Source organism: Amycolatopsis decaplanina DSM 44594, assembly GCF_000342005.1.
GTDB lineage: Bacteria > Actinomycetota > Actinomycetes > Mycobacteriales > Pseudonocardiaceae > Amycolatopsis > Amycolatopsis decaplanina.
This window is the reverse complement of record NZ_AOHO01000078.1, coordinates 185,721-202,598: the sequence shown is the minus strand read 5'-3', so window position 1 is coordinate 202,598 and position 16,878 is coordinate 185,721. Positions and strand designations below refer to the sequence as shown.

Annotated in this window: 14 protein-coding genes and 1 pseudogene; 3 read left to right on the top strand and 12 right to left on the bottom strand. The window is 64.6% G+C overall.

Annotation, left to right across the window (positions count from 1 at the left end; genetic code table 11):
- Positions 1-60: 60 nt before the first annotated feature.
- From H074_RS36060 to H074_RS39805, 11 genes are all read right to left on the bottom strand, one after another.
- Positions 61-1,254: a phthiocerol/phthiodiolone dimycocerosyl transferase family protein gene (locus tag H074_RS36060; RefSeq protein WP_007035040.1), complete on the bottom strand. Its 1,194-nt coding sequence runs from the start codon at positions 1,252-1,254 to the stop codon at positions 61-63.
- A gap of 379 nt (positions 1,255-1,633) precedes the next feature.
- Positions 1,634-2,248 carry an LOG family protein gene (locus tag H074_RS36055; RefSeq protein ID WP_007035039.1) on the bottom strand — a complete coding sequence of 205 codons (615 nt, stop codon included), beginning with the start codon at positions 2,246-2,248 and terminating at the stop codon, positions 1,634-1,636.
- A 703-nt stretch (positions 2,249-2,951) separates the two neighbouring features.
- Positions 2,952-3,977, bottom strand: a complete 1,026-nt coding sequence (locus H074_RS36050) for an alcohol dehydrogenase catalytic domain-containing protein (protein WP_039924234.1) — start codon at positions 3,975-3,977, stop codon at positions 2,952-2,954.
- Positions 3,974-4,630, bottom strand: a complete 657-nt coding sequence (locus H074_RS36045) for an O-methyltransferase (protein ID WP_007035037.1) — start codon at positions 4,628-4,630, stop codon at positions 3,974-3,976. Before H074_RS36045 ends, H074_RS36050 begins: the two co-directional genes overlap by 4 nt.
- 8 nt (positions 4,631-4,638) lie before the next feature.
- The gene (locus H074_RS36040) at positions 4,639-6,258 is read right to left on the bottom strand and encodes a CocE/NonD family hydrolase (RefSeq protein ID WP_007035036.1); all 1,620 of its coding nucleotides are present in this window, start codon (positions 6,256-6,258) and stop codon (positions 4,639-4,641) included.
- Complete coding sequence (locus H074_RS36035) at positions 6,255-7,604, bottom strand: cytochrome P450 (RefSeq protein ID WP_007035035.1); 1,350 nt, start codon at positions 7,602-7,604, stop codon at positions 6,255-6,257. Before H074_RS36035 ends, H074_RS36040 begins: the two co-directional genes overlap by 4 nt.
- A complete protein-coding gene (locus H074_RS36030; RefSeq protein WP_007035034.1) occupies positions 7,601-8,146 on the bottom strand; it encodes a hypothetical protein in 546 nt (181 codons plus the stop codon). Before H074_RS36030 ends, H074_RS36035 begins: the two co-directional genes overlap by 4 nt.
- On the bottom strand, positions 8,143-9,513 hold the full coding sequence (locus H074_RS36025; RefSeq protein ID WP_007035033.1) for a class I adenylate-forming enzyme family protein: 1,371 nt from the start codon (positions 9,511-9,513) through the stop codon (positions 8,143-8,145). Before H074_RS36025 ends, H074_RS36030 begins: the two co-directional genes overlap by 4 nt.
- A gap of 23 nt (positions 9,514-9,536) precedes the next feature.
- Positions 9,537-10,403 carry a patatin-like phospholipase family protein gene (locus H074_RS36020; RefSeq protein ID WP_007035032.1) on the bottom strand — a complete coding sequence of 289 codons (867 nt, stop codon included), beginning with the start codon at positions 10,401-10,403 and terminating at the stop codon, positions 9,537-9,539.
- A 1,018-nt stretch (positions 10,404-11,421) separates the two neighbouring features.
- Positions 11,422-11,631, bottom strand: coding sequence for an acyl carrier protein (locus H074_RS36015; RefSeq protein ID WP_007035031.1), 210 nt, complete (start codon positions 11,629-11,631; stop codon positions 11,422-11,424).
- Positions 11,632-11,743: 112 nt separating this feature from the next.
- Positions 11,744-12,274 (bottom strand): thiolase family protein, encoded by a 531-nt coding sequence (locus H074_RS39805; RefSeq protein ID WP_161630725.1) that lies wholly within the window; start codon positions 12,272-12,274, stop codon positions 11,744-11,746.
- 130 nt (positions 12,275-12,404) lie between these two features.
- On the opposite strand from H074_RS39805, the pseudogene H074_RS41340 reads away from it, so the two are divergent.
- Positions 12,405-12,601 (top strand): annotated as a pseudogene (locus H074_RS41340) (transposase); the annotation flags it as partial.
- A gap of 988 nt (positions 12,602-13,589) precedes the next feature.
- Entirely contained in the window at positions 13,590-14,303 is a 714-nt protein-coding gene (locus H074_RS36005) for a sigma-70 family RNA polymerase sigma factor (RefSeq protein ID WP_083920559.1), read from the top strand.
- Positions 14,304-14,502: 199 nt separating this feature from the next.
- On the opposite strand, the gene H074_RS36000 is transcribed toward H074_RS36005, so the two are convergent.
- Entirely contained in the window at positions 14,503-15,165 is a 663-nt protein-coding gene (locus H074_RS36000; protein WP_200865850.1) for a DUF2637 domain-containing protein, read from the bottom strand.
- 319 nt (positions 15,166-15,484) lie between these two features.
- On the opposite strand from H074_RS36000, the gene H074_RS35995 reads away from it, so the two are divergent.
- On the top strand, positions 15,485-16,876 hold the full coding sequence (locus H074_RS35995) for a hypothetical protein (RefSeq protein ID WP_007035027.1): 1,392 nt from the start codon (positions 15,485-15,487) through the stop codon (positions 16,874-16,876).
- The last annotated feature ends 2 nt before the right edge of the window (positions 16,877-16,878 follow it).

The window sequence follows — 16,878 nt, the reverse complement described above, 5'->3', positions numbered from 1 at the left end:
CGTCGGTGTCGAAACTGCTGTTCGGGCGGGTCGGAGGTGGTGGCGGGGGAGCCGTCCTGGTCATCGGCTCACAGGAGCGCGCAGTGTGGCCTCGACCGAAGCCATGACCTCACCGATTTCCCCGGAGTTGTGGAAAGCACGGTCGTAGACGATGTCGACAGTGAGGCGTCCACTCACCGTCGTCACGAACATCGCGGGGACCGGGCCGTGCAGCGTCGCGGCGAACTGGCTACCGGTGACGCGCAGCCCTTCGGGCAGCACGGGGTCCTCCACGACACCGATGTTCGAGACCATGAAGGTCATGGGCGGCGGTGGTGCGGGGGTGAGGCATCGGGCCAGCAGGACACGCTGCGGTTCATCCCGGCCGAGACCCGCGAGCAGCTCGGCGGCGACGCGTTGCCCGACGTCGAGCGGTTCGTCGTCGGCGGCGACCGGGACGGTGACCAGCGTAGGAAGGGCGCCACACAGCTGGGCGTCTGGAGCGATCTGTGGATCGAGTCGTGCACGCATATCCACCGGAATGCAGAAGGTGACCGGTCGCGGGCCGTCCTCTTCGGGCAATCGCGCCAGTACCGCTTTGGAAAGCGCTCCACACAACAATCCCGTGACCGAGATCCGGCTTGCGCGGGCGAACGCCACCACCTCGGCCGTGTGCTCGGGCTCGAACTCGAGGTGGTGCACCCCGATGCCCGACGGTGGTTCACCAGAGCCACCCGGAAGGACCGCGGGCTCGCCCGGCACACCGTGCGGCTCAGGCCATCCTGGCTCGTAGCGTCCGGAGAAGAGCTCTTCCAACCCCGCTTCGAACACCGGGCGTGGCGCCGAGGGCGGGACTTCGTCGCGGAGCAGGGCGGTGTAGATACGAAGCAGAGAGCGCAACAGCGCCTGCACCAGGCGTGCGTCGGAAACGGAATGGTCGACCGCGAGGGCCAGGACAGTCGTGTCGGTCGTCTCGTATAGGGACAACCGGCTGATCGCGCCATCTTCGAGCCGCTGAGAGATCTCGTGTTCGAACGTGTCCGCGCCGACGGCCACCTTCGGCATGCTGTCCCGCAAGGCCACCAGGAATCCGTCCGGGCTTCCGAGAATCCCGCAGCGCAACAGCGGGTACTCGCGGCCAAGCCGCTGCCACGCGCTTTCGAGCAGTACGGGATCGAACTGCCCGGTGAAGGCGGTGCGGACCACGACCGGGCCGAATCCCGCGAGGATGAAAGCGGTCTCGCTGACCGTCAGCGGCCGTTCGGTGGTAGTCATCGCTTCCTGCTTACATTCAGAGACATCGGTTGGTGGTTGGGAACGTCCCTCATCACCGGAACGGTGGTCAACGCGCAGTGTGTAAAGCCTGCCCGGTTTTCTGGGAGGGGTGACCGGTCGGACATGGCCAGATGAACCAAGGGTGCTCGCGTCGCCCGAACGTGGCGGCCACGGGCCTGCGCGTGGTCCGCACGCGTGACCCCGGGGTCGGCCGCGATTCGGCCAGCGATCGGGGGCTAATGGGGCAAACATGCCGGAGAGACACCGTCGATGTTCCACGGGTCTGTTCTCCTGGAAAGGGAACACCGGGTCAACGGCTGGTGGCGGGGTGTACTCGACCTCTGCCGCCAGCCGTCCCTCAGGTCACGGCGTCAGCAGATCAGCCGATTCCCGACAAGAGCCCGGGTTCGGCAGGCCTGGTGGCAGGTTTCCCGTAATGGTTCTGCGGCTCTAGCCCCGCCATGACCTTGTCCAGCAGAGCCGCGGGATTCACCTCGATATGAAGCCGATCCCGGCATTTCTCACGCAGGAATCCTTCGGACACCATATGGTCGGTGAATCGCAGCAGCATTCGGTAGTAGCCGTTGGTGTCCAGCAGGCCGATCGGCTTTGCGTGCATGCCCAGATCCGCCGAGTTCCACACCTCGAAGAGCTCCTCCAGTGTTCCGGCTCCCCCTGGCAGGGCGATGAATCCCTGAGAGAGCTGGAACATCCTGGCCTTGCGCGCATGCGTATCGGCGACCACCTGCAGTTGGTTGATACCGCGATGCGGGGCCGCGCCTCCGGCGGATTCCCTGGTGATCACGCCGATGACGTCGCCCCCGGCGGCGAGCGCCGCATCGGCCAGCGCGCCCATCGTCCCGTATCCCGCGCCGCCGTATACGACACCAACGCCTCGTTCGGCGAGCAGGGCGCCGACGGCCGCGGCCTGGTGCAGATATCGCGGATCGTTACCCGTCGAAGAACCACAGAAAACACTGATGCGCTTTTTCACCGGAGTACCTCCTGGTGCCCTTGTCACCGCATCGGGAGTCTCAGTCGGCGGCTGCGGGACGAGGAAACCCGAGATGTCAAGACAGTACTCTTGAGTGGCGCATACGCCGGAAAACCTGCACGATCTCGCACTTTTGGTAGACGCGCAGTCTGTTGGTGGGCAAACACTTGACAGCACGTCGGCGTATTGCTAGAGCATGCTGGTGCTGGAATCGATAACCGATGTCCGATCGTCTTTGCCTACTGGCGATGCTCGACTGCGGTCAGGCCGAGCATCGCCAGTAGGCCGGCACGTTCGTTCTCATCCCGCGCCAACCGGCAGACGGTTCGAGCCGCGCGGGCACGTATTTCCTCGCCAGGGGCCTCCATGCGCACTTCGCCATTGGTGCCCGGCAGTCGGTAGACCGGCGTCCGACGGGGTTTGCCTGACGTGGATCGGTGCGAAGCGTTCGTCATGGGGAGCCTTCGGTCGTGGCAGTACGCGGCTTCTGGTCATCAGGAGGGCGTCGCCGCATCGAGGGATCGGCCTATCCCGCACGGTACTGTAGAGGTGATTGCGCGCTCGAAACCCTTCCCTGAGGGGGAATGTGTCCGTTCGGGAATGATCGCGGCGCAAGGGGGCAGATCATTGGTGCCGCTTATGCGGATTCCTATCAGTGTTACAGGAAGTTCACGCCGATAGGACGATCACCGTACCCCCTACCTCACAAGGTGATCAGGACCTTGGTCGCCTGGCGATCCACCATCGCCTGGTAGCCGCTGTCCACACAGGCGAGTTGGACGGTGTGGTCAAAGATCGGGCTCGGGTCGAGGCGACCGGCGACGACGTCGTCGAGCAAAGCCGGGAGGTAAGCGCGGGCAGGCGCGAGGCCACCGGTGACGGTGACGTTCCGCAGGAAGCATGCCATTGAGTCAAGGACACCGTGCGGTCCACCCACCGTGCTGATGGCTCCGCCGTCAGCGCATACCGCCATCGCGGTGTCCATGGCACCTTGCTCGCCGACGGCCTCGACCACCAGGTCGGCACCGGCACCGCCAGTGGCTTCGATCACCTGAGTCCAGCCCTCGGCACCTTGGGCGCTGACGAGGTCTGTCGCGCCGAACTTGTGTCCGATCCGCAGTCTCATTTCATGGTGGCCGATCAGGAAGATCCGTTCGATGCCCGCTCGCTGTGCCGCCAGGACAGCGCACAGGCCCACCGCCCCATCGCCGACGACGGCGACTGTCGCGGGCTTGCGCCCCGCGGACGCGTGGATGGCGTGGTGGCCGGTCGCCATCACGTCCGCCAGGGTCAGCACGGCCGGAACCCGCTCGTCGTGCTCGTCCAACGGCACGGGAAGCAGGGTGCCGTCCGCGAAGGGCACACGGACGCCGTCTGCCTGACCACCGCCCGCCGCGACGCCCCACATTCCGCCGTTCTGGCACGAACTCTGCATGCCGCGAACGCACTGGACGCAGTCTCCATCGGAGAACATGAACGGTGCCACGACCGGTTGCCCGGGCCGCACCGTGCGTACGTCCCGGCCCACGGAGGCGACCACGCCGACGAACTCGTGTCCACAAGCCGGTCCCTGGACCGGCCCGGGCCGCCCCTGGTAGCCGCGTAGATCGGTTCCGCAGATCCCGGCGGCCACCACTCGCACGACGGCATCCGACGGATGTTCGATTCTGGGGTCGGGTACGTGACCGACGTCTACGTGACCCGGTGCGCGCAATATCGCGGCTCTCATCGTCCTGCCTCCTGCGGTTGTATGGGTTTCTTGCGTGCGACGGTGATTCCGTCGGTGACCGTGGGCAGGACCGGCTCGACCCGGTGGTCGGCGTGCACATATGCGTCGAACTCACCGATCGCGCGTGCGTTCCCCGTTTCCTGTGGTGACATCATCCTGTCCGCGATCAGCAGTCCGCCGGGGCGGACCCTGGGCACCAGGGCTTCCCAATACTCGACGTAGCGGGCCTTGTCGGCGTCGATGAAAGCCAGGTCGAAAATGGGGCATTCGGGAAATGCGCGGATGGTCTCGGTTGCGGGGCCGAAAATGGGCTCGATCCGGTCGGTGAAACCCGCTCGCTGCCACGCGGTTCTCGCGATCTGCGCCCATTTGCCGGTGCTGCCGCAGGTGATGACCGACCCGCCAGGACCGACGGCCTCGGCCAGCGCCATGGTCGAATAGCCGGTAAGGGCGCCCACCTCGATGATCGTCCGAGCGGATGTGAACCTGGCGAGGAAGGTCAGAAGCGCGCCCTCCTCGGCGGGTATCTGCATCTCGGCGACGTTCCCCAGCGCGAAAGTCGAGTTCGCGACGAGCCCGCCGGCCAGTTCCAGGTCTTCGAGGCGCGACACGGCGCCTGACTCGATCAGGGGTGCGGAGAGGGTACGGGTCATCGCTGCTCCTACAGCAGGCGGATGGGCAGCAGCACAGCCGAGGGACGAGTTCGATCGTGGTAGACGAATTGTTCGGCCGCGTGGACGGTGGTGGCCGTGGCGTGTGGTTCTCCGGTGCCGAGATTGCGGGCGTAGCGGGGAAAGGCGCCGCTGGATACTTGGACCCGGATGCGGTGGCCACGTTTGAAACGATATGCGGTCGGCCATAACCGCACCGTGACGCGGGATATCTCGTCGGCGCCGGACAAGCTGGTCAGACCGTCGCAAATGTTGTATGAGCGGCCGCGCGGATCGACCTCGCACAACCGGACGAACACATCGGCATAGGGCAAGCTCGAGCGAAACCAGATTTCGGCGCTGACCTCGCCGACGACTTCGACGTCCCCGCCGAGCACCTCACTCGTGTAGGTGAGTACATCCGCGCGGGACTCCAGAGCCGTGTTGTCGACACGGCCGCCGCGGGTCATCCGCACGCCACCGACGGCAGGCGTGGGATCGGCCGGGTCATAGCGATACCGGTCGGGCTCCGACTCGTCGGATACCTGGCCGGTCAGCACCCCACCGGCCTCGAGATGGAATCGCCGTTCCTGACAGCCTGACGGAGGCCACGTATCGAAGTCTCGCCATTCCTCCGCGCCCATCACGAACAGACGAACCGGAGCGCGCTTCGGTGGCGGGTCACCATGCGCGCAGGTCAGCCCGAACTCGACGGCCTCCTGGACAGCCGTGTTCGTCCTGGCGACGAAGTCACCGAAGCCGGCATGCGTCCACGGCCCGATCGTGAGCCGTGCCGGCCGTCCTGAGTCCTGCATGGTTCGGAAGTCACGGATCTGACCAGGCAAGAAGATGTCGTACCAACCACCTACAGAGCTGACGGGCACAGTCACCTGTGCGACCCGCTGTCGGTGGTCGATACCGGCCCACCGCGGATGGGACGCGTCACAGGTGAGCACGTCCTGGACATAGTCGACGCGGTGGCCGACGACGGCGACGTCCGCGCGTCCGAGCGGAAGCGTTGTGAGCGCGCTGTTGATTCGCCGTGTGCGTGCCAGCTGCCCGAGCATGGACAGCGGGCGCTCCCGGACCGCGGTCTGCACGCCCCACCCGAACGGTGTCTCCAGCGACAGACCGTCTCCACGCAGGAACTCCAGTGTCATGGCGGAGTCCGTCGCTTGCGGGATCATCGCCTTGACCTCCGGAGGCAGGCGGTCGGCCACCGCCCACTGCACGTATCCGAGATAGCTGCCACCGACCAGTACGATCGAGTCGCCGAACCACGGCTGCTTCACCACCCATTCCAGAGTTGCCTGTCCGTCTTCGCGCTCTTGGCGCATCGGATCGAAGGCCCCGCCGGAACCCGATGTGCCGCGAACACTCTGGATCAGCACCTGATAGCCGCGCTCGGCCAGTGGCCGAACCAGCAAATCGAACATGCCCGAGCGGCCGTACGGGCCTCGGATCAAGGCCGTGGGAAGGCTTTCTCCACCCGTGCGCGGCGCCCAGCGGTCCGCGAGCAACTCGACGCCGTCCGGCATCGGCACCCGGAGATCACGCTGGACGACGAGAGCACGCGTCGCAGGCGGAGGCAATCTGATCATCCGCTGGAGAATGTGGCTGCCCAGGTTCATGGCGTTCGGCCGAGGATGACCGGCATTGTCGCCACCCTGCGGGAGAAAGTGCTCGGGCGCCATGCGATGGGCTGGTCAGGATCGGCGAGGCGCAACGCCGGATATCGGCTCAGCAGAGCGTGCAGGCCGGTCGTGGCCACCATCGTTCCGAGGCGCGCGCCGACACAACGATGGCCGCCGTGGCCGAAAGCCAGATGGCTGCCGGCGTCACGGTCGATATCGAGAGCGTCAGGGCTGGCGAAATGTGCGGGGTCGTGGTTGGCCCCCGCGAGCGATACCACGATGTACGCTCGTGGTGGAATGGTTACGCCTTCGAGCTCGACCGGACCATTGGTGTGGCGTGGCAGGGTCAGCCGGAGTGGGCTCTCAAACCGGATCAGTTCATCGATCCGGCCGGCCAGTTTCGACAGATCCGACGTGACTTCCGCCAAAGCCCGGGGATGGCGCAGGAGGCACGCCAAGCCGTTCGTCACCACGCCTGTGGCCTCCTGGCCGGCGTGCATGAGCAGCGCTGCCGCCCCGTAAATCTCGAATTCACTCAGTACTCCGTCATCGTGCGCGCGCCACAGGTCCGAGAACCCGTCGTCGGCGAGCGAGTGCCGTTTCGCGCTCATCACCGACGCGACGAAACCGTAGAACTTGCCCGCGGCGACCCGTGCGGTTTGTGGATCGAGCATGTGGAAGTTGAGCAAGTCGCTCCACTGCGGATAGGTCATGGACAGGTCCGAGGGAATTCCCAGTACTTTCGCGAGCGTCGCGTTGCCGAGCGGTACGGCGTACCGGTAGTGGAGGTCGACCGGTTCGGTCTCGGGCAGTCCGTCGAGTAGGTCGGCGGCGGTCTGTTCCAGGAACGGGGCTACCGCCTCGACGCGGCGGGTGCTCATTGCTTTCACCAATGCCGGGCGTGTCCTGGCGTGGCGTTCGTCCTCCATCGCGAGCGGTAGGGTCCTTGTGTGGTGGTACTCGTCAGGAGTCGCGTCCTGCGGGTCGCGGGCCTTGTTCACCCACCAGGGTGCGTCGTAGAAGTCGTTGCTCACGTATGGGTGCACCAGCACTTTGCGTGCGTCGTCGTAGCGGGTGACCAGCCACACCGGAGCGCCGCCGAACTCGCCGATCACGGTGGGCGGCGCGCTGTCGCGGACCGCGGCCAGCGCTTCGTAGGGTTCAGATACGAACGGCATTCCACGCAACTGATGCCAGCGTGGGCAGGTGTCTGGGACGTTCGAGCGGGTCGTACCGGCGGCGATCTCGAATGTCTCGGAGAAGAGCTGCACGAAGTCAGCCATTTCGATGATGATCATCTCGCCCAGTTCGCTTGCGAAGGTGCGTGCTTCCGTGTTTGTCATGGCGTTGGCTCCCTGTCGAAGGATTCATGCAGACCATTTTGTTGCAGCACTTCCTCGAACATCTCCACCGCGCGGTCCACTGAGTTCATTTCCGCCAGGCGGCTGCTCGGGATGGTGTCCATAGGCACGTGGTGGCGTTGTTCCATCGAGTGCAGCAGCCACATCCGGGTAAAGGAGTCGATCTCTTCGGAGACTTCGTCCGGCTCGACGCCGCGGGCGGTGGCTACCAGGAGCAGGATGTCTTCGCGGGTCGGTAACGGTGGAGGTTCGGAGGACGAGCGATCGTTCAGCAGAGTCGCGAAGAGTGTCGTGATCTCTCCGATCGTCGAGGATTCCAGGCGGTCGGTATGCTCGTCCGGGAGGTGGACGTTCCAGCGATCCTCCAGCTCCAGAACCAGCTGGATGCATTCACCACGGGTGAGTTCAAGGCCGGGCGTGCCCAGCCTGGTGTCCGGGGCGAAGTGCCATGTTTGCCGATCTTCGGAGCGCAGCGTGCCGATGATCTGGGCGGCGGCCAATTCGGCCACGGTGGAAGAGTTCATCGGATAGCTCTCTCCGTGGGCATCGCGGCGGACGAAAGTCGTTCAGGATCACGGATTCTTTTGCCCGTAGGTGTCTTAGGCAGACTGGGTACCACGTGATATGCGGCGGGTCGCTGGTGCGGCGCCAGCACTTTGTCGGCCTCGCCGCTGATGCGAGGGAGTGCGTCGGGAACATCCAGGACCAGATAAGCGTGTATCGCTTTCCGGTGAATGACCACGACATCACGCACTCCTTCGATCGCGGCGAAGATGCGCTCGAGGGCCATCAGATCGACCTTGAGCCCGCCGACGGCGACTTGGGAGTCCACGCGTCCTTCCAGATGTACCTGGCCGTCCAGGTCGATCGTGGCCGCGTCTCCTGTATGGAGCCACCCGTCTTGCCAGGCACCTTGCCGCGTCGCGAGTTCCGGTACGTAGGGTGACGAGCGAAGCCTGACAAGCAGTTCACCGTGGTCGGCTCGTGCTTCCATTCCCGGTGCGAGCACGCCGGCGGAGGGGCGCAGCAGGCCGTCGAGATCAGCCGAGATCATGCCGGTCTCAGTCATGCCGTAGAGCTGGCCGACCCGGGTGCGGTAGCGATCGGCCACGAGGTCGCAAACACTGGCAGGCGCGGCTTCGCCGGACCAGACGAATCGCTCGAAGTGAGGGAGCGCCGGAGGCTCAGGGACTGTGGCGAGCATCTGGAGGTGAAAGGGAACACCGAAGACGGATGTCGGTCTCGTGGCACCCCGCAGCGTTCGAACGATCCCCAGCGCGGTCCCGTGATCGGGAACGATCAGGTTCGCGCCGGTGTAAAGGGCCGTGAGTAACCCTGCGAAAAGACCGTAGGCGTGCGCGAAGGCCGTTAAGACCACGACGTCTTCACCGTTCATGGGAGCTCCGTCGACGCTGGCGGACTTCGTGACCTCTGCCACTATGTCGTCGACGTGCCGTCCTATCCCCTTGAAATCGCCGGTCGAGCCGGAGCTGAACTGGATGAGAGCGTGTCCGGTTGTTCGTGGTCCTCCAGGCAGACGCGTGGGGAGGCAGACCGTCCGTCCGTCCGGATACGTCCCAGAGCTGAAGGTGAGACTCGCGCCGTATACTTCGACGGTTCGTTCCCAGTGGAAGTCTGGAACCCGGTGGTCCACGAGAATGAGCCGGGCGCCGCACCGCCAGGCGGCCAGCGCGATCGTGATGAACTCCGCACACGGTGGAAGCCGCATGGCGACCGATGACGCCGGGCCCACTCCGAACCCGCGCAACATCTCTTCGCGGATGCCGACTTCTTCCCGCAAAAGGGAGCGTGGCAGTGATCTTCCGAGCCGGAATTCGCCCTCGGACCGGCTCAGCAGGAGGTCGTCGACCCAGTGGGTGTCCGTTGACATCAAGGTCTCCTGTCTCGCAGGCGTTACCGGACCGCCTGGGGCCGCGGTGCCGACGGCGCGTTCCAGACCGCGGCCACCTCGGTCGCCGCAGATTTGGCCTGGGCACGCCCGGCGCGGGCCGCGTCCGGGAGGAGGGCCGGGTCGAGAGGCCGAACCGGCACCTCGTCGGCTACGACTGTCGCGATCATGGCGCCGGTACGAGACGCGAGCTCGGCCGTCTGGGCTACCACGCGGCTGCCCGCCGCGAATCCCTCCGGCATCGGCGCCAGTACGACGATTCGTTCGTAGTCGCCGGCGACGTCGGCATTCGCGGGGGACTTGATGAATCCGTCCATCCAACGTCGCCCAAGTGCTCGCGCGGGCGGGTAGATGAACGGCAGAGCACAGCTGGCTGTCACGGCGTCGAGGAGCGACAACCCGGATCCGCTGTCGAAGGCGACAAATTCGCCCGTTTCCGCGTCTACGGAAGTGACGCAGAGATTTCGATCCGGCCACTTCGCGACTGGGAGCCGGGCACCGATGAAGGCGCTTAGGCCGGTCGAGGCGTTTTCATCGGCCAAGGCGGCCTTCCCTACGCGCGCCCGGCAGAGTTGGGGACTCTGTGCGCCACCCAGCATTCCGCCCAACGCGGTGAGGGCAGCAGTGCTCAACTCCAGAGCGGGCTCTGGTGAAGCATTGCTGACCACTTGGCTGTAGAGCACTTCAAGGTCGCATCCGGTGGCGACCTGAGCGCCTACCAAGGCTCCGGAAGAGGTTCCCACGATGAGGTCCGCCTGCAGGATGTCTATGTCGGCGTCGACGAGCCCGCACAACATACCGATCAGCCAGCCGCTGCCGGTGAGACCTCCTCCGCCGAGAACGAGGGCTTTGCGTTTCTCTTTGCCCGGCATGGCAGTCCTTCCTGGGTCCGAGGGATCCGCGCTTGCCCACTTCGAGTGTGCGGACTTCGTGGTGCTCAAGAGGCCGTCGCTTTTCGCGCGGTGAGATCATCAAGATCATGACCCTCTGGCGCTGTCATACGCGGACGGGCGCATGGGCCGGACGATCTGTCAGAGTAGAAGTTGTTCTTGGGCGAACGTTGGAGGTGGTCCAATTAAATGAGTTCGGACGTTGTGGCGACTGGGATATTGATTCCAAGTCTGATTTGCATCGCTTGTGGCCGGCACGGGTGGGTGTGTGGTGAAGGGTCGGCCTGTCAGTGTGCAAGCGGAGTGTTACGCTCAAACGACGGTCTGATGTGACGGCCTAAGGTTGTGGCGTGGCAGCGGGTTCGCTCATAGGCCGCTCCTCGGCAGGTAGGCCGCACGGGATACCGGACGAAGGAAATGATTCCTTCGCCCAAAGGGGTTTTCGTTCGAACGAATTAGACTACTTGGGCATGTCGGCTAGCAAACGCCTGTTCCGTAGAATGGAACAGGCGACGCCATCGCCCCGTACCAGCGCTGAGTGCTGGCCAGGGTAGGCGACCGTCCACGCGGTGGCGCGTCTTCCGCTTCGTCGGAACGTCATGGCGACATGACTCGGCTGATGCGACGGTCTCGGTGAACCGTCATGGGTTGGGGGCCGCTTCCCTTCCGTGAGGATGATGGTCATCATGCCCAAGCGTCACCCGCCCGAGGTTCGTGAGAAGGCCGTCCGTCTGGCCGTGGATCGCCTGGATGAGTACGAGTCCGTCTGCGCTGCCTCGCACGCCATCGGCCCCGATGGTGGATGTGCACCCGGAAACACTGCATGCGTGTATCGTCAAGGCTCGTCGGCAGGACGCTCCGCCTGTCGCGGCGGTCGGTGAGCTTGCCGCGACCGAGCGCGTCGGCGTATGTCCGCGCAAGGATGGCGAGCAGGAATCGAGTGTGGCCGTCGTCACTGCGGACGATAGCCGCGCGGTTCAGTCAGACGCCGGGACGAGTTTCACCAGGTCGAGCTCGGTCCTTGCGGCGAAGACGTCGACGTCGTCAAAGTTATCCCGAACTCCTTGTTCATGGCGAGTACCAGCTCCAGCCGGTTGATGGAGTCGATGTCCAGACCGCTGTCTATCTCCGACTGGGGTGTAATGTCTTCGCCCGCTACTTTGGGCCAACGCTCCAGTATCCTGGTCAACCTGCGGAAGTTCTCATTCATGGTGACTCCTCATGATCGCTTCAGTTGACGTTCTCCACTGCAAGTTCGGGCCATCGCAGCGTCGTCGATCCCCAGGTGTGCACCGCGGACATGAAGACTTGCCTGCCCTGCATCACGACGCGGTCCCCATGATCAGCTTTGAGTAATCCGAGGTGCTCACCCTCGCTATGCAAGTCGAATGTGTGCAGAGCGCCGAGTTCCTCCGTGTGCCCGCTCGCAGGATGACCGCGCCCGCGCCGTCCGCGGGTAAGGGTGCGGTCATCGGGTCGGTGGGGTTAGTGATCGAGGAAAGCGTGTCGGCGCCGATCAACAGCACGCTGTCCGCAGCACGGGCCATGATCAGGCTCGACGCGACGGCAAGACCGTAGACGAAGCCGGTGCACCCGGCGTTGAGATCGAATGCGGGCGCGGAGAGTCCCAGCGCGGATGCGATCGCCGGCGCTGTGGCCGGAGTGATCCGGTCTGGAGTGGTGGTTGCCAGAACGACGTGGTCTACGGTGCTGACTCCGGCTGAACGCAACGCACGCCTGCCCGCGGCGACAGCCAACGTTCCCGTGGATGTACCGGGTATAGCCCTCCGCCTATTGCCGATTCTCGTCCGGGCACGGATCCATTCGTCATCGCGACCGATCAGCGCCGCCACCTCGTCATTGGACACCTCATGGGGTGGGGCGCAGCGCGTCAGCAACTACGTGCTGAACCCGTGACCGTGGGCGAGTTCGGCTGCGTAGCCGGACGGTCGTTGCCGGCGTCGTGTGTCCAGCGGGTCGCACGGTCTGCCATTCGCGGTCGCGGTCTCCGCCGCGAACACGAACGACTCCCATGCGCTCAAACCATTGGTGATGGCGATTCCGGCGATCCGCGCCGGTCAAGCTGCACGCCGACAATGCCTACGGCCAGCCCGACCTGCGACGCTGGGTCCGTGACGGCGGCATCAAGGTGCCGCATCGCTCGCAAAGGAATCGAATCCGAGGTGCGCTACAAACGCAAAGCCGAACACTTCCTTGCCTTCCTCACCTGCGGACCGATCTCGGGCAAGGGAAGCAGAAGCCCACCCGGCGGGACAGCGGCATCAGGCGCCCGGCGGGTCGACCTGCCAGTCGCAGGCGCATCCGTGTTCAGCGCGTCGTGCGGGTTGGCCTCCAGCCAGCACTCCGCGATCGCGACCCTCGGCGCCTTCTTTGCTGTCCGCGGGATGTGGACCGCTTGTCCGGTTTTTGATTCGCCATTGTTTCTGTCTGTCTATCGTGACCGCTCGATAGCGCCGATGGCGAAGAACTCGCCGGCATCCGGTCGAGGGCGATTTAGATCCGCAGGTTGATTACATCGTTTCCGATGTGACCGACCCGCAAGCCGGCGATCACATCATGGATACGGTTCTAGGGCACCATGGCCAGGACCTGTCATGCATTTCTTTCGCGAGACTCCCGGGCGGCAGCAGTTCCGTAAGTCAGTGACAGTGCTAGCTGGGCGTTACGGGCAGGAGTCTACGTCGCCAAGGCGAAGTGGGACGAGTAATTCGGATCTTGTTCGCTTAGGGTAACGAGTCGGCATTAGGGCAGAACGCTTTCGGGAAACGAGGGCAGCCTGACAAGACAGAAGGGCACCGTATAGTTGTGGCCGTTGTCACGCCCTGCCCGTCCACTCGATGCTTGCTTCTAGGTCTCCCGGTTCACGAGAGGTGTGAAGGCGCATGCCGAAAAGATCAGTGCGGGCGCCGGGGCGCCACCACGTTCGCCGCCGCTGCCGTAGGCATGCTGTGGCCAGGTAAAGCGACCAACGGGGGTGGACAGACTGGCTACGCCGATGTCGATCTGGATCTTGGCTGCATGCCGGGATCGTAACTAGTTCGTTTTTCTGAACGGAAAATTCCCGGCGTCGGGCGAAGTGCGCCAAGGCGTTCTTCGCCGGATCATGTCGACGACGCGGATCGTCGCCCGATTCACGCGGAGCTTGCCATGACCGTCATTCCCACAGCAGAGCAACTCTCGCGAGACCGCGCTGAAAGTGCCGAATCCGCGCTCCTTCTCGACCTTGTGAAGGCGGTGCAACGCGAATCGCGACAGACCCGCCAGAGTGGAGGGGGCGGTAGCGCAACCGACCAATTGCTGAGCCGAATTTACCCGAAGGTCGAAAGCTACTGTCGTCGGCGGCTCGGCGGTGTCAATCAACGGATGCTCTCCGTGGAGGACGTGACTCAGGAGGTCGTCATCGCTGTACTCGGTGCCATACCGAAATACGATGACAGGGGCTCCCCATTCATGGCATTTGTCTACATAATCGCCGAGCGGAAACTGATCGACGCCTGGCGGAAGAACTCGCGCGACCGGTGCAGACCGGTGGCGCTGGTGCCCGATGTTCCCAGTGGTGCCCTGCCGCCGGAGGAGCTCCTCATGTCTCGCGAACTGGGCTTGCACCTGTGCAAGCTGCTCGAGATGCTTCCTGACAAGCAACGTCGCGTCCTGTGGCTGCGCGTCATCGAGGGCTTGTCGGCCGCTGAGACCGCAATGCGGATCGGGTCCACGTCAAGCTCGGTTCGGGTGATGCAGCATCGTGGTCTATCCACGCTGCGAAGTCGTCTCGCTGCTCAGCGCGATCGATCCGAGTGCTCAATCGACGGTGTGCTGAGACGGGATGTCCCGCGTCAGGCGCAACCCACGCGAGTGGCGTGAGAGGTTCGCCGGCGGAATCGCAGCTCCCGGGGGCCACGATGCCCGACACGGCATGCCCTCGACCTGCATGCCTCGCACCGGATGTGCGGTTTTGGACATTCAGTGAGCGGGTCACCTGAGCGGAGCAGAATCTCCAGGGCCTCGTGCGGTTGGGTGTTCTGGTGGAGCAGCTCCTTGCTGCCAGTCGGGGTCAGGTTCGTCAGCTTGATGGTTCCAGCTCTGGTGACGACGGTGAGCCGTGGCCGGCGGCCCGCCACTGTCGGAGGACCCGACGGTCATAGTTGTTGGTGCCTGCGATGCGATCCAGTTCGGCTCCTGTTGGTGTTCGGCCGCGTGTTCGCTCGCGCTGGTAGTGCTGCCACATCCATTGCTCGGCGGTCGGCTCAACCTGCTCAACCGCGTTCTCCGAGACGGCGATGAGAGCTGCGACTCGGCTCTCGTTGTCGGTCTCGGCTGGCTCGGTGTCAGTCTCACCAGTCTCGACCACTTTCACGGTAGGTTCGGTCGTTCCGGTCAGGTTGTCGGCGCGGTGGCGTTTCAACGCGCGGTTCAGCAGCTCGACGGCTAGCAGAAGAGCGAGTGGTGGGCATGCCGCGACCGTGATCGCGAAGATGCTCGGTTCCGGAGCTGTGCCGATGTTCGCGCAAAGAGACAGGGAAATTCCGAAGAAGTAGGCAAGCCAGGCGGCCCAGCGGCCATGAGATCGACTGCCGTCACCAGGTTTCCAGAGTTCGACTGTGGCCGTGGTGAGCAACCCGTCGACGATCAGTGGCCACATCGAGGCGGTGGACTCATCGGCACCGTGCTGGAGGGCGAATGTCCGTCCGTGCCGGTAGAAGACGTGGGCGGCGCCGGTCGCCACCAAAACGGTGCAGGTACATTGCACCCAGAGTGCCCGATCACGTCGGCCTTGCCCGGCAACAGCGCTCACCTTCCCGGCCCTTCGAATACCCCGGCGACGGTATGCAGTACGCGGTGCGGGCAGGCGAAGGTCTGGGGACCGGAGGTCGATCGGCCGGCCGTGCGATGCGGGACGGGATGGTCGAGACAGGCAGTTCCGCAGAGAACACAGGCGAGACCATCGGTTTGCGGTGGCGTCAACCCGGTGACGGTGTTCTCGTTGGCTCCGTGTAGTGACGGCTGGGCGGCGGTAGACGTCACAGTGCTCCCTCCCGGACGGCGTGGGCGAGTGGGTGTGGTTCGCCCGTGAGTGCGGCCAGTGCGGTGGCAACGTCGGTGAGGCTGGCTTTGACGCCGCTGCGAAGAACGTCGGGCACATTAACCCGTACCTGCACGAAGGCATCACGACGGTCACCGTGACGATGCCCGTGCTTGCGAGCGACCATGGCGATCACCGAGTCGCCGGTCTCCTGCGCGACGCGACTCGGATCAAGCCGACCCTGGACTCCGAGACGGGCCAGGCCAGCTGGAACGGAATGGCGCGGTGGGAGAAGGTCGCCGGCAAGGAGTACGTGATCAACCTCGGAGATGGATTCCAGGCCGTCTACCGGCCTTACAGCGTCAACTCGCCGAAGACGACGGAGTTCTCCTTGCGCGGCAGGCTCGAGATCGTCGCGCCCGCCGGTGAAGGGCACGGCCCGGACGTGGTCAAACGGCTCGGGCAGCTCAACCTGGCCAACCGCCCCATGACCCAAGCCGAAGGCGAATACGGCTACCTCGTCGCGAACGTCAAAGCACAGAACCTGGCAGGCAAGACCGAGGTGCAGGCAGCCATCGCGACTGGCGATCAGCTCGAGGAGATGACGCGCCAAGAGCTCTTCCATGAGCGTGCTCACCTCGCCGTTGGTCTGGACGACGTTCAGCTCGCGCGGTTTGCCAAGGATATCCAGCTGGACGCGCACACGCAGGCACTACCGACGAGGGTGAAGGTTCTGCGCGAAGCCGTAGCGAAGGTGACTGGGCACCAGACCGGCCAGGCACTCGCCGCCACCGCGGGCTACGACCCGGTTCCCCGGCGGTCCGGCGGCTGGCTGACGTGGAACCGAATCGATGTCGGCAACTCAATGCCGAAGCTGACGACCGCGTTCAACGGCAAGGCTCTGGTCCACGCCACGTCGGCGTCGGGGCTGAAAGCGATGCTGGCGAACGGTGTGCTCGCCTCCACCGAGCGCCGGACGTTGATGGGGGTGAGCCGTGGCGTCGGCATGAGCGAAGACGAGGACAAACTCACCGGCGGTGCGAGTTCCGTCTTCCTGCGCGTGCTCAGCAAACCACCGTCGGATGATGGCCCGAAGCTGGTGTGGGACCAACCTGAGCGGCTGATGCACCGCGCGGACTACTACGGCGCGAACGCGGATACCTTTGGGGCCGTCAATCCCTCGAAGGCCGGTAAGTACGCGTCGTCCACTCGAGACCCCTTCAAGATCGCCCACTTCACGAACCCTGCCAACGAAGTCATGTTCGGTGATGGAATCGATCTGCTAGGCGCTGAAGGGCCGTCGCGAATTCTCTGCGAGAGCAAGAAGCAGCGGGACGAGATCCACACCATGTTCACGGCCAAAGGCATCACGCATATCGCCGGCAAGCCGATCGACGACGTTCTGAAGGTATGAAA

What these genes read in the sequence shown, in the direction of transcription:
- H074_RS36045 (WP_007035037.1), bottom strand. Translation starts at nt 4,630, where the DNA reads ATGACCCGTACCCTCTCCGCACCCCTGATCGAGTCAGGCGCCGTGTCG.
- H074_RS36005 (WP_083920559.1), top strand. Translation starts at nt 13,590, where the DNA reads ATGACCGTCATTCCCACAGCAGAGCAACTCTCGCGAGACCGCGCTGAA.
- H074_RS36035 (WP_007035035.1), bottom strand. Translation starts at nt 7,604, where the DNA reads ATGACAAACACGGAAGCACGCACCTTCGCAAGCGAACTGGGCGAGATG.
- H074_RS36060 (WP_007035040.1), bottom strand. Translation starts at nt 1,254, where the DNA reads ATGACTACCACCGAACGGCCGCTGACGGTCAGCGAGACCGCTTTCATC.
- H074_RS36050 (WP_039924234.1), bottom strand. Translation starts at nt 3,977, where the DNA reads ATGAGAGCCGCGATATTGCGCGCACCGGGTCACGTAGACGTCGGTCAC.
- H074_RS36040 (WP_007035036.1), bottom strand. Translation starts at nt 6,258, where the DNA reads ATGAACCTGGGCAGCCACATTCTCCAGCGGATGATCAGATTGCCTCCG.
- H074_RS36030 (WP_007035034.1), bottom strand. Translation starts at nt 8,146, where the DNA reads ATGAACTCTTCCACCGTGGCCGAATTGGCCGCCGCCCAGATCATCGGC.
- H074_RS36025 (WP_007035033.1), bottom strand. Translation starts at nt 9,513, where the DNA reads ATGTCAACGGACACCCACTGGGTCGACGACCTCCTGCTGAGCCGGTCC.
- H074_RS36020 (WP_007035032.1), bottom strand. Translation starts at nt 10,403, where the DNA reads ATGCCGGGCAAAGAGAAACGCAAAGCCCTCGTTCTCGGCGGAGGAGGT.
- H074_RS36015 (WP_007035031.1), bottom strand. Translation starts at nt 11,631, where the DNA reads ATGAATGAGAACTTCCGCAGGTTGACCAGGATACTGGAGCGTTGGCCC.